This window comes from Weissella koreensis KACC 15510 (assembly GCF_000219805.1).
GTDB classification, from domain to species: domain Bacteria; phylum Bacillota; class Bacilli; order Lactobacillales; family Lactobacillaceae; genus Weissella; species Weissella koreensis.
Genome location: NC_015759.1, coordinates 370,556 through 383,954 on the forward strand (window position 1 = coordinate 370,556; position 13,399 = coordinate 383,954).

At 32.9% G+C, this 13,399-nt stretch carries 13 protein-coding genes and 1 tRNA gene; 1 reads left to right on the forward strand and 13 read right to left on the reverse strand.

Annotation, left to right across the window (positions count from 1 at the left end):
* Nucleotides 1-6: 6 nt before the first annotated feature.
* On the reverse strand, nt 7-816 hold the full coding sequence (locus WKK_RS01790; protein ID WP_006845811.1) for a PTS mannose/fructose/sorbose transporter subunit IIC: 810 nt from the start codon (nt 814-816) through the stop codon (nt 7-9).
* Nucleotides 817-847: 31 nt separating this feature from the next.
* A complete protein-coding gene (locus WKK_RS01795) occupies nt 848-1,807 on the reverse strand; it encodes a mannose/fructose/sorbose PTS transporter subunit IIA (RefSeq protein ID WP_006845812.1) in 960 nt (319 codons plus the stop codon).
* Nucleotides 1,808-2,066: 259 nt separating this feature from the next.
* On the opposite strand from WKK_RS01795, the gene WKK_RS01800 reads away from it, so the two are divergent.
* Nucleotides 2,067-4,850, forward strand: a complete 2,784-nt coding sequence (locus WKK_RS01800) for a YfhO family protein (protein ID WP_013989259.1) — start codon at nt 2,067-2,069, stop codon at nt 4,848-4,850.
* A gap of 52 nt (nt 4,851-4,902) precedes the next feature.
* On the opposite strand, the gene WKK_RS01805 is transcribed toward WKK_RS01800, so the two are convergent.
* From WKK_RS01805 to WKK_RS01860, 11 genes are all read right to left on the reverse strand, one after another.
* On the reverse strand, nt 4,903-5,217 hold the full coding sequence (locus WKK_RS01805; RefSeq protein WP_006845814.1) for a hypothetical protein: 315 nt from the start codon (nt 5,215-5,217) through the stop codon (nt 4,903-4,905).
* 70 nt (nt 5,218-5,287) lie between these two features.
* A tRNA-Pro gene (locus tag WKK_RS01810) sits at nt 5,288-5,361 on the reverse strand.
* An 84-nt stretch (nt 5,362-5,445) separates the two neighbouring features.
* Nucleotides 5,446-6,081: a copper homeostasis protein CutC gene (locus WKK_RS01815; RefSeq protein ID WP_013989260.1), complete on the reverse strand. Its 636-nt coding sequence runs from the start codon at nt 6,079-6,081 to the stop codon at nt 5,446-5,448.
* 182 nt (nt 6,082-6,263) lie between these two features.
* Complete coding sequence (locus WKK_RS01820) at nt 6,264-6,668, reverse strand: hypothetical protein (protein WP_013989261.1); 405 nt, start codon at nt 6,666-6,668, stop codon at nt 6,264-6,266.
* Between the two features lie 11 nt (nt 6,669-6,679).
* Nucleotides 6,680-7,051 (reverse strand): 6-carboxytetrahydropterin synthase, encoded by a 372-nt coding sequence (locus WKK_RS01825; protein ID WP_006845817.1) that lies wholly within the window; start codon nt 7,049-7,051, stop codon nt 6,680-6,682.
* 35 nt (nt 7,052-7,086) lie between these two features.
* Nucleotides 7,087-8,541, reverse strand: coding sequence for a TIGR03766 family XrtG-associated glycosyltransferase (locus WKK_RS01830; protein ID WP_242821450.1), 1,455 nt, complete (start codon nt 8,539-8,541; stop codon nt 7,087-7,089).
* Between the two features lie 101 nt (nt 8,542-8,642).
* The gene (locus WKK_RS01835; protein WP_013989263.1) at nt 8,643-10,034 is read right to left on the reverse strand and encodes a TIGR03111 family XrtG-associated glycosyltransferase; all 1,392 of its coding nucleotides are present in this window, start codon (nt 10,032-10,034) and stop codon (nt 8,643-8,645) included.
* A complete protein-coding gene (xrtG, locus tag WKK_RS01840) occupies nt 10,034-10,633 on the reverse strand; it encodes an exosortase family protein XrtG (RefSeq protein ID WP_013989264.1) in 600 nt (199 codons plus the stop codon). The genes WKK_RS01835 and xrtG overlap by 1 nt, the downstream gene beginning before the upstream one ends.
* Nucleotide 10,634: 1 nt before the next feature.
* Nucleotides 10,635-11,207 (reverse strand): Firmicu-CTERM sorting domain-containing protein, encoded by a 573-nt coding sequence (locus WKK_RS01845; protein WP_238530593.1) that lies wholly within the window; start codon nt 11,205-11,207, stop codon nt 10,635-10,637.
* 245 nt (nt 11,208-11,452) lie between these two features.
* Complete coding sequence (locus WKK_RS01850; RefSeq protein WP_013989265.1) at nt 11,453-12,253, reverse strand: family 20 glycosylhydrolase; 801 nt, start codon at nt 12,251-12,253, stop codon at nt 11,453-11,455.
* 315 nt (nt 12,254-12,568) lie between these two features.
* Entirely contained in the window at nt 12,569-13,381 is an 813-nt protein-coding gene (locus tag WKK_RS01860) for a hypothetical protein (RefSeq protein WP_013989267.1), read from the reverse strand.
* Nucleotides 13,382-13,399 lie beyond the last annotated feature (18 nt).

Consider the following 13,399-nt stretch of genomic DNA (forward strand, 5'->3'; position numbering starts at 1 on the left):
CCCTTCCTAATACTCATTCAAAATGTCGCCAACCGGATCGCCTGACCCACCACCGTTGGAACCATTATTAGATCCACCACCCATCTTTGATAGGTTAAGATAAATCAATGCGATTGCAACTCCAATTGCACCCATGGCAATCAAAGTTAATTGTGTGACAGCTGCTAAAGCAAACCCAATGGCAAAGAATGGCCATACTTCACGTGTTGCCATCATGTTAATAACCATAGCGTAACCAACGGCAACCACCATTCCACCACCGATTGCCATTCCATCTGACAACCAAGTTGGAACAGCATTCAAAGCGTCTTGAACAGCTGATGTAGGGATCAAAAGTAACAAAACAGCTGGGATGGCAATTCGCAATCCTTGCATCATCAATGTTGTGACATGAATTCGCTCCATCGCCTTCATGTCACCCTTTTCAGCGGCTTTATCAGCTCCGTGAACCATGGCGACCGCCAAGGTACGAACGATCATTGTTAAGAACAAACCAGCAACGGCCAACGGAATTGCAGCTCCGTATGCCAAAGTGATGTGAGCTGAATCAAAATGCCCACTTTTAACTAAAATAATAGCTGAAGCAACTGATGCCAAGGCCACATCGGGAGCCACAGCGGCCCCAATATTAGCCCAACCTAAGGCCATCATCTGTAAAGTTCCTCCCAAAATAACACATGGGATTAAGTGGCCAGTAACCAGCCCAATTAACGTACAAGCAATCAGCGGTTGGTGAATTTCGAATTGATCCAAAATTCCTTCCATCCCGGCGAAGAATGCCACTACAACTACCAATACCATTGAAATTATTGTCATGATATTCTACCTTTCCAAATTTAAATAATAGCTACTTAACGTCGGCTTTTTTAATTAAATTAAATAAATCAGCCTTTGAATCTGATGGTACCTTACGGACATCAAATTTAACCCCTAAATCACTCATTTTTTCAAAAGTTTGAACATCATTTTTGTCCATTGACAAAACCTTGTTCACCATTGTCTTACCAGTTGAATGAGCCATTGAACCAACGTTAATTGATGTCAAGGGAACTCCTCCTTCAACGGCACGGAGTGCATCTTGAGGATTTTCAAATAGTAAGAAGGCTTCTACGCCACCCATCCGATCATCCTTCATTACTTCAATCATCTTATCGACCGGAATAACATTAGCGTTTATTCCATTAGGTGCGGCTTGAATGATCAAATTCTTACGCATATCATCCTTAGCAACATTATCTGATACTACGATAATACGATTGGCTTTTGAATCAGGTGTCCATGCTGTTGCAACTTGACCGTGCAACAAACGTGTATCGATTCGGGCTAAATTAATTTTCATCTTACCCTTTTTCAAGCCTTGCATGGAATCATTCCCTGCTTTTTTAACTGAATTAGTTTCCAATTCGGCTTCTGGAATGGATCTAACTCCTTCACGAGCCGTTGGTACTAATGACTTTGCAATATCAGCTGCTTTATCCTGAGTAAATCTAGCACTGTAGGCCTCAATCAACATTGGCAAATTCAAACCTGCTATCATTGCCATATTTTCTGGATGTTCTGCAACAATTAAATTAGCTTGATTAAATGGTGATCCCCCCCACAAATCAACAAGGAATAATACTTGACTCTTATCCCCATCTTCAAAGCGATTAATTGCATCAACAAATTTTTGATGCAAATCATCTGGACCTTCATTTGGCATAAAGGTTATAACTTCGACATTTTCCTGGTCGCCAAAGATCATCTGTCCCGACATCTTAATTCCGGAAGCAAACTCACCGTGACTGGCAATAATAAAATTAACCATTTCGCGGATCTCCTTTTTAATTTATTCATACCCTTATTAATCTAAGTACTTTATTATAATAACCCACGTTGATACAAAAGTAAACGTTTTCATTAGCCAAAGGGCAATCTTTGTAAAATTTTTACTATTTATTGTAATTTATTTAAAATATATACATTCCTGATGTATAATTCCTAACACGATTAAGATTAAAAGCAAAATTTCCATCATGTTATAATAAGGAAAATTATTAACACTAAATTAAAGGATCAAAAATTCAATGAAACGGTTAATCAAGCATCCCCTAAGTATCTATACCATTCTATTCTTCATCATTATACTCATCGTTTTCGTCCCATTTCTCATTGGTGGTGGTTCATTAATTTGGAACGCTGATGGTATCACCCAGCATTTTCCCGCCTTGATCCAATGGCATCATGATTTAAGAAATCTATTTTTTAATCATAAATTACCGTCCGCATGGGATTGGAATATAAGTCTAGGACAAGACTACTTACAGACTTTTTCCTACTATGTTATGGGTGATATTTTTACTTATCCATTAATATTAGTAAAATCAACTCACCTGATTGAATATTATAATCTAATGATTTTAATTAGACTCTGGTTGGCAGGAGCTGCTTTAATTTTTGTAGCACCTCGTTTAACTAAGCATACTTTTTCTAACTGGGTTTTAAGTGCCGGAGGAATAATTTATACTTTTTCCGGTTTTACAGCCTTTATCGCCTTTGAACACCCTTTCTTTATTAACCCTCTGATCATTTTTCCATTGCTTTGCTGGAGTTTAATCCGTTTTATTCGGACTGGTCGTTGGAAATTATTAACCATCATGGTCGCTTGGACCCTTTGGAATAATTTTTATTTTGCTTTTATGCTGGCTTTAGCCACATTTCTCATTTGGTTATGGTTCCTATTAACCCAACCTCAACTAAGAAAAAGGACACTTCAAGTCTTCGGACCCGTTATTATCGGGGCTTTAATCAGTGCCCCGCTCTTTTTACCTTCAGTACTAGCCACGATGAATGCCGTTCGAACCAATACGGTCATTGCTAATGGTATGTGGTTATATCCGATCAACTATTATTTAGCGCTTCCAGGTAATATCATCGGAAATGAATCACTTCCGCTATTTTGGCTCAACGGTGGTATGAGTTTCATTAGCGTTACCGCTATTATTTTTAGTTTTCGTCGTTTTAAAAAATATATAAATTACAACTTAATTTGGATCATCACGATGGTAGGACTATGTTTTCCAATCTTTTCTGCCGTCTTTAATGGAGGAACTTCTCCATCAAATCGCTGGTTATTACTAATTTGTCTCCCAGTCGCATTAATCTCAATGGAACTATTAGAAAACCTGGATCAATTAGCGATTCGTGACTTACAAATTACCGGAATATTAGGAGGAATTGCTACCTTATCTCTTTTTATTAGCCATAATCTAAATGTTAACCTGAATTTCGGATTACTAATTGCTGCTTTTTTTAGTGGATTGTTAACCCTTGCCTTGCTCATTAATCATCCCTTACAAAAAAAGACTAAAATTTGGCTCTTAATAATTATCAGCTTGGGTCTTAGTATCTTGATGATCCGTAACCATTCCAAGGATTATAATCCCGATTCAACCAGCCTAGTACCAAAACAAACTATTCAAGCATTACTTAAAAATCAAAAAACATTCAAAACGCTAGATCAAGATCAACCTCGAATCTACGTTGATCAACAGCTAGGTAATATTAATGGTATTGCACCTGCTAGCAATTTACCCATAGCTGCTGGTTTAAACAACATTGAAAGCTACTGGTCTCTTCAAAATAAAAGTACTAATCAATTTCTAGCCGGTTTGCAAATTCAAAGCTCTAACCCTAATGATGTCATCGGTAATTTAGATCATCGTAATTTAATCTTTAATATTTTAGGCGTTAAAAATATTTGGACCAATACTGAACAAAATGTACCTAAATCATATTTAGTCAATGAACAAGCGACTACCAAGGGGCTAATAAAAGGCGAAACGCAAAATAGTTATCCTCGTTTATACTTACCAAAATATTCGGTCAACCCTAAGACATATCAGAAACTCTCACCTACCGAAAAAGAAGCGACATTAGTCGACTCTGTAGTAGTTAAAGGTGGAACTCAACATTCTGATTTTGCTAAAAAGGTACAAACCATACCTATTGCATTAAATGGAAGTGAAAACTGGAAATCATCAATTACAACGACCTATAAAACCCATCCTAGTCTATTACCAGATGGGATTAATATAAAAGCTAATCCAAAACTAAAAGGAATGGAATTACATTTAGAAATTACTAATCTATCCTATAAAGCGGCAACATGGGGCCAAAGAAAGCAAATTGCATATACCAATTATGTTTTCAATAATCATCAAAATCATCAAAATCCACAAAAAGATTCTGATTTAAGAATTAACCCCACAGGATTTAAATTAAATTGGTACAAAAATAATCTTAACAATTTTGGACGAAAAGTTGGTGGTTACAATATCGACACAACTTACCAAAAACAGATTAATTCAGTCTACCAATCAGGCGCTAATAACCTCTCTTTCTATCAACATCGTTCAGCATTGACTATTAATTTAGGCCCTGCTAAACAATATAAAAAAGATCAATTTATTCCCTTGGAGTTTTCACAGGATGGAACCTATCACTACACAATCACAATGAAGGCAGTCCCGATTGATAATCGATTTGATCAAGTTGCTAAACAAATTCAAAAAAATGCTCCTATTCTTTCATACAAAGATAATCAATTAACTAGCAAAATCACAGTTTCAAAAGGCCAATGGTTAACAAGTACCATTCCTTGGAGCAATGGTTGGACCAGCTCTACGCATAAGATTAAAGCTGTGAACCAAGGTATGATTGGAATTAAACTCCATCAAGGTGTTAACTATATCAAGTTAGAGTACAAAACTCCTGGCTTAAACATTGGGATCATTCTTGGTATAATTGGAACAATTAGCTTAATAATATTAATCATTTTCACTGCTTTCTTTCATAATAAAAAGGCGTAGAAATTATTTTAGCATATAATAAAAAAGGTCGAGGAATCCTCGACCTTTTTTATTAATTTTCAGTATCAGTGTCCTGCATGTACCACTCAATAATAGGAATCCAATTTTCATTAATTAAAATTTCAAAATCAGTCACATTATAAACCGTTTTACGATCACCATCTAGTGGTGACCAATATGATTCATCTGCGCGACGTAAAATATCCCAATATGGCAATTGATACTCTACTTGCTGTTTTGGATCACGGACTTTAAACCCAGGTTCCGTATGCATCGTTTTCTCACCAACAATCGGACTTTTAAATCCTAATTGATTAATTAAATCAATAAAAGTTGATGCTGTAATTTTTTCCATTTCACCTGACATCAGATCCCTCCTATGTTAATTTTATTAAAAAATAAAAAGGCAATAACATTAAGTCATTGCCTTTTTTGAATCGGGACGACAGGATTCGAACCTGCGACCCCCTGGTCCCAAACCAGGTGCTCTACCAAGCTGAGCTACGTCCCGTTAAGATTAGTTTGCTAACCCAACAAAGATTAATTATACAGTTCCCTCAGCCATTTTGCAAGACTTTATATTTAAATATAATAATTATTCAACCACATTTAACTTAATAATCTGACTACCATGTACTTGCTCAACTCCTAATTGTCGAGCAATCTGCTCATAATTTTGATAATTAATTCCACCACCAGGTAAAATTTCAATCTTACCCTGAGCTTGTTCAATTGTAATCTTAATTTGTTTTAAACTTTGTTCAATCGGCTGATTCAACGGACCACCATGCGTTAAAATTCGCTCTACCTGGTGTTGGGATAACCAATTAATTGTTGCTGCTTGATGATCCAACGGAATTGAATCAAATGCCATATGCATCACTACTCGCATAGGTGAAGCTACTTTAATTAAGCGTTCCATGACTATCGTATCCAGTTGTTTTTGCGCCGTTAGCACTCCAAAGGTAACGATTTTGATCCCATCATTTTTTAACGCAATTAGGGTCCTTTCCATCTCAATCACTTCATCATTACTATAGTTAAAATCGCCACCACGAGGACGTACCATTACTACAACTGGTCGCCCTAATTTTAAAACAGCCTGCCAAGTTATTCTGCTTGGGGTCAAACCACCCAATTCAAGTTGCTGATTTAATTCAATTCGATCAACTCCTTTTTCAACCGCAATCCGTGCCGTTACTAAGTCTCCAGCAGCAATTTCTTTTAGCATCGCTTCACCCCTTTTTATCCACACTTAATAATATTATTGGAATTTATTATAACATTCTTATTTACATAACGCTTTAATTACAACTTTCATGATATTCATTAAAATTTAAATAAAATAAAAAAGCATCTTCCATTTTGAAGATGCTCCTTAATCTCTAAATGTAGGTAAAATATCTTCTATAACTACTTGTCAGTCCAAGTTTTATCATGTAAAAGCCATTGGCCATTTGGTGAATATTTATAAAACCCCATATATATGTTGGCATCCTTTTGTCGCCAAGTAATTACTAAATGTTTAACCTCGGCTTTTTTAGATCCCGAAGTATCTTGAGACTCTAGACGACGTTCATCACCTGGTCCGAACACTTTAACAATATTACTATATTGACTATCAGAGCCATCATCCCAATCCTGCGGTGTTAGGACATTAAACTCCTTCTTAGTCCAATTGCGTACATGACCGGTATCTTTAATCGCACTAACATCATTTTCTTTAAATCCACCACCTAGATGTGCTAGTGCTCCGACTCCCCAAACTAATCCTAATAAGCATAATAAAGTAAAAATAAATATCATAAATTTTTTCATAATCTATTCTCTTATATATCATCATTCACAATGATATAAGTACGGGTAGGTCCCTCACTAACTTCTAGTTTTTGCAAAATAATTTTATTTTCAATCAATTTAGAATGATAACGCAAATCGTTAAAAACAACTTCTGCAAAGTTTTCTACAGTTGGGTTAAGTTTGTCAAAAGGCTTAACTTCATTCAAAGTACTATCTTCGTAACGTTTCAAATAATCCATAATGTCTTTTTCATATTCATTAAATTGAATATTAGCATCAGAGCTAGTTGAAAAATCACTAATAATTTCCCAAGTATGTGGATGAAGTTGTCCCATTTTTCCATTCCATTCCACCGCATGATATGCATTGATATAAAATTTTAACCGATACATTGTTTGCATAATAAAATTTCTTCCATTTCTTTAAATTATTTATTCTAATCATCAATACTAAACGTTTCTTTCGCCCAACGGAACCCCCGATTTAAAAAGTTCCAAGATAGATCTGAGTTATAAGCGGATAACAGGAAAATTAATGGCAAAAATTGAATTAGGTACCTAGTACGACCGCCTTCAAAAATAAGAAGATAGAATAAACCACCCAAAATCGCAATTCGCAAAATTTGAACCCACTCATCATTATGAGATCTTGCAAATATTAAAGTAAATAACAATAAAAGCCAAATTAACTGCGCCAAAAATTGATAATTTTTAAGATTTTTACCATCTTTATACACAAAACTTTGCAAAAGATTGGTTGGTTTAGGGTTTTTAGCAAAGAAATGTCCCTCTTTCAACCAAGCAAAAGATCCATCAGTAGTATTATTTGATTGTTTCATAATTAGGAACTTTCCATAACCAATCGGTCCCATTTTATGCAACCTTTGCTTTAAAATCCGAACTGAGTAATCAACCTTATCTTGTCGATCAGGTAGTAAAGCCATAGCCAACGCGTCTTTCTCGTTATATCCTCCATCACCAGAAGTTCCCATACTAATAAAGTGGATAGCTGGAACTGATAATCCAGGATTAACGGGAATATAACTCTGTTTATTAATTGTTTGTTGAATCGCCTTAAAACTACCATACCCAGCTCCCCCTATCAGGCAAACAACCAGTATAAAGATCAAAGACTGTTTTAGCTTAATAGTGTGGTCAATAAACAATGCGATATAGATCCTTTTAATCTCAATTAAGCCAATCGCAATAATCGGAATAATTGATGAAGGTTTAATATAATAAGTCAAAATAACAGTCAAAATTAGAGCAACATCCATTATTAAGCGTAGCCAAAGCTTACTCCTGAATTTAACGACTAGCGTATAAAACAAAATAATCAATGATACTAAAGGAATTACCCAAATATCTGAATATGAAATAATAATCCAAGGAAACACCATTAGTAAAGTTGATTCTAAAAATATCAAATTAATGGTGTTTTTACGTTTTATCAACCAAATTGTTAATATGTTGATCAAGGCTGATAAATCAACTAAGATCAAACCAATATAATCAAAGAATAACCATGATGTATTATGAAAAGTATCCGCTAGCCAATGTTGAATTAACAATAACGATAAATTATTGATATATTGACTATAATATCCTCGAGTATTTACATCAGTGGGATTAAACAATGCTGAATGAATAGCTCCAGCATCAAACCCAATTGCTGGATGAACATAAGAAATAAAGACAATTTGAAAAATAACCACTGAGACAAAAAAAGCCACCGCAAAAATCCATTGTTTATGCTTAAGTCGTTCAAATCGATCAATAAAACTTGTATTAATCAGTACATACATCAATACTACAAACACAATTACCAATAGTGCATACCATGTTACGCTTTCAAGTGAAAGATTTGTTGATGATCCTGAAAAATACAACATTTGAACTAGAAAAAAATAAAAAATGATTGTTATTGCTAAGTTAATAAATTGTATAAATTTATGGTTAAAATTCATCGAATCTCCTTGTCTAAATTAAAGCTTTAATTTTTTAAATTATTTTTCATATCCTTTAGCATATGTGCAAACCGCTTAGCATCATTTTTTAATAAATTTCCAGTAGTACTTAATTCATCGATGATGGATCGAACCCGCCATTGCATGTGATTAGTTCCGTTCAATAAAGCTGCTAATAAGACCCATGACAATATAAACTTATATATCGGCATCAATAAAAGCACAACCCCACTTCGGACAAAAAATTTATATTCTTTTTGAAATTTATGTAAATAAATTTGCGCTAATAGAAAAAACAGACCGCTAATAAACACATATAAAAAATACATTGATAGATAAATAACAATTAAAGTTTTACCAGAGAAATTTTTAGCTACTAAGACCGCTGGTGCAAAGAACCATATTAGTCTCGGAAACACAAAGGTATGATCCAACATTAATTTACGGACCATGAAATTAGTGAAAAATTTCCAAATCGATATATCACCTGTCTTTTCAAACATATGAATAACTTGCATTTCACCCATCTGCCAACGTTGACGTTGACGGTACAAAGTATCAAAACTATCTATTGGTTCTACATAAAAAATGGCATCTTTAGCTAAACGAACTTGTCCTTTATCACGCATTTGAAAAGTCATATGCGTATCTTCACCAACTGTTTCACTACTAAACATAAAGGTACTAGATAATTCCGAACGCCTAAAACCAGAAAATGCTCCTGACATAGTAAACATATTATTACTAAGAGCTTCTGAGTTTCGAGCAACTAAAAAAGCACTTGAATATTCATGATACTCTAATAGATCCATTATTTTAATAAACTTACTCTTTTGTTGTTTAATCAGCTCTTTTTGCGTTAAAATAATTCCCGTCAAAGCAACAGTATCAATGTCACGTTCGAATTGCTTAACCATGTTTAATAAGGCATTTTCTTCTAGTTGTCCATCACTATCCACATGAATAAAATATTTATTATGCGTATTATACATTGCCATATTCAAAGCTTTAGATTTTCCTTGAGCTGCATCTAGCCATGAAATCATCGCATGGTTATATTTGCTTTGAATCTCTTGGAATTTTTTAAAACTGTCATCTGTACTTTTGTTATTCACCAAAGTTATTTTTATTTTATCAATAGGATAAGTAGAGTTAATTACTGAAAGAATACAAGCTTCTAAAGTGTCTGCTGAATTATAGACCGGAATAACTACATCTATTTCCGGTAAATAAAAATCATTATTATTGTTAATGGTTTTATTTTTATTTATTAAATTAATAATCCAATTCCAAAATATTCCCAATGATAGTCTAATATAAACATATAATGTTGGCACTACTTCGATAATAATTGGAATTAACAACCAGATTCCCACAAAAAGGTATTGTGAGGCTACCGAGTTTAAAAGACCAGCCATTAGCTTTCTCCTGATTTAAATGTAAATTTACCAACTGATATATTTAAAACTTGAACCCGCGTAAATGCCACATAATATAAAATAATTGTTAGAACATAAAATATAATTCTTCCAATAATAACATGAGCCCATACTAACGAATTAATACCAAGATAGTGAATAATCGTAGCTGTAATAATTAACCTTATTATATTAGTAATAAAAATATAAGGCACTCCAATAATTAACCAATGTCTGCGTTCCTTAGCACTTTGAAAAAAAGGATAAAAAACCGCTAAAGAGATGAATGCTCCTAATTCAATCACAGCCGAGCATTCATAGGTCAAAAAAAGATTAATTGTATCTGCACCACTTGTAATTTGAATCAAGCTATACTGTAACGAAATGTCATAAAATCCTGTTATTGATCCAAAAATCCCAGTTCCAAATGTAGCAGTTTTCATTAAAAAAGATGTAACACTGAAATTGGATATATAGATTAAAATGAAGAATAATCCAACTGATCCAATCACACTGTACATCGCTGCCCATTTAGCCTTCTTCATAATGCTCAACAAATAAACCCATAAAAATATGGCTAATACTATCAGCCAATACATCTTATGCTACCCGACGCTTCTTACGATATACGAAGAAGCCAATAACCAGAACTGCGATTACCGCAATTGAGACTGATAAGACTGGTGATGTTGACGCCCCGTCACTAACTAATGTTCCACCACCTAGGTTAGGATTATTTAGTTCCACTTTATTGACCAATGATGGATCTTTTACCAAAGTTGACATCGGAATTTTAATATGTAAAATCTGTGCCGGTTTATCCGAATTACCGTTATCTGAAACTAAGATAGTACCCGTAATTTTTTCCTGAATATTACTAGAATAATTGTTCGTTTGGAATTTAATACTTCTTGTATCACCTAATTTTGTGGGAATATTACCAGAATCTGAAGAATCGATATTCATAACAGCCTGTTGATCGCCAAGTTTAAAATTAAATCCATACCCCTGAAATGTTGTAGTCCCCTGTCCTTTAGGATCATTATTGTAATTTAAATAAATCGCATTATCTTGAACAATCATTCCCCATGTGTGAATTGTTGAATCACTGTATGAAATTTGCGTCATTGGGATACTATCGTAATTAATCTCATCTGCATGTGCTGTTTTCATATTTGTAAAAATAAGTGATGTTAGAATAACCACCATTATCATATATATTCTTTTTATCATTGTATTTCCCCTCTAACATATAACATTTGATATTCTTTTGTGTATAGATTATGATAACACTTTATTAAATTTTTTCCATATTAATCAGCAATATATTGCAATTAAATAAGAAATATCGAATTAAATTAAAATACACATATTTAAAACTTAATCAATTATAGTTATAAAATAATATTTATCTAATTTCAAACCAACTTAAGCTTATTAATAAAATTAATAATAGATTTAAATGAAATTAGCTTAGAATTTTCTCCCCATAACGAAAATTCATAACCTTGTAATTTAACTTCTGGCTCAACTGTCCAATTTTGATTATTCCCTTTTTGATCAATTTCATTAAATATATTTGGCTCCCATTTGTTATTTAAAATGTCTAATACATATCGATCCTGCTGTTTATTGCCTATGTTTTTCATTTGATAATATAATACATAACTATTAGAATTAATTATTTTCCGATCAAGTCTAAATGCATCGTTCACCGAAATATAATTTTTATTTCGATTCATCAATAATTTGGCTTGATTTGGTGCATCATGATTACCTGAATGTGACCAATAATTAATAATTAAATTGTAATCTAAATTTTTAAGTTCTTTCTTTAAAATTTGATCATTCCAAATTACGTTAGTAAAACCAGCTTGATTTTGATACCGATTGATTTGATTTATAAATTTAACTAAATCCTTGTGTAATACAATATTACCAGGCACCTCATCTGCCCCAATCACAAAATTCAAATTGGTTTGTTTTGAAAATATTGGATTAAGTTCACCATATATTTTTTTAACTAATTCAATCGATTTAGGATTAGTATAATCAATCGTTTCTTCATCTAACTTTACCTGATGATAAATTTCAGGATGACTTACCTTTAATTGTTTTAAAATGGCTCCCATATGTGAGGGAACATCAACATCAGGTACTAATTGAATGTTATGTTCTTCAGCATATTGTACTAGCTGCTTTAGTTCTTTTTTTGACAATGCTGATGAATCCTTAGTATTTCCTAAATAATCAGACTGAAAAGCGATATGTTCATTATCACTAAGATGCAGTTGTAAATAATCAAATTTTTTTGTTTTGCAGTTTTAATAATTAATTTTAAATCACGCTCAGACAATGGATGCCTTGCTATGTCAATATTAAGTCCTTTTTTATTTTCCAAGTGATTTTTTGAAGCCATATTACTTATTTTGAATATTACTAAACTTGCACAAAATAGTGTTACAAATATCAATGCAATAATCCGTTTTGACATGCTATCACCTTTAATATATTTTTATAAAATAACATCTATATTATTTAAAATCACTTTCTCCATAATTAGGCTTATCAATAAGATATCCTTGACGATATTTCAATTTTAAATTATCTGCTAGTTCAATATCATCTGAGTTTTCTAGTTCTGTCACATCAATTTCAAATCCATAGCTTGTAGCAATTCGTTTCCACTCACCCATATTTATATCAACCCACTGATCTTCACCAGTTTTACGATATTGTGAAAATGGAATTTTAATTCCCGAAATATCTTTAAACATCCATTTAACCTTTTTTAAAAAAACATTGGTTGATTCAATTTTTTCTAAAATCACATCGACATCCAATTCTTTACTCTTTTTCAAATTTTTAATAATATTTCTTTTAACTAATAAATTTGGTTTATAGTCATCCGTAATACTAATTTCAATTCTTAATTTCATTGGGTAGATTGTTCCTCGCGCCCAACGAATAAACCACTCATAACGAAGATCATACATCTGATTTAAAGTTATATTAATCGATAAAAAGCCACTCTCTTCATTTAATCGAGGTAAAACGTCCTTTAATAGAGGAATTATTTCTCGTAATGAAAAATCTTTAAAATTAGTAGGAAACTTCCATTTTTGATCAACTGGATCGTAATAACGCAAAAGCGCTTCATATCCTGCCTTATTACCATTTTCGTCAATAATAGATTGAATAAAATATCCATATCTATAACTCATATCTATATCGCCTGTAGAATAAATTCCATTTTGATGTTTTGCCCAAAATAAGTTAATTGTAATTAATACACCAAATATAATAAATAAAGATAAAATAATAAGCATAGCAATATTTAATATCATACATTCATCTCCATATTT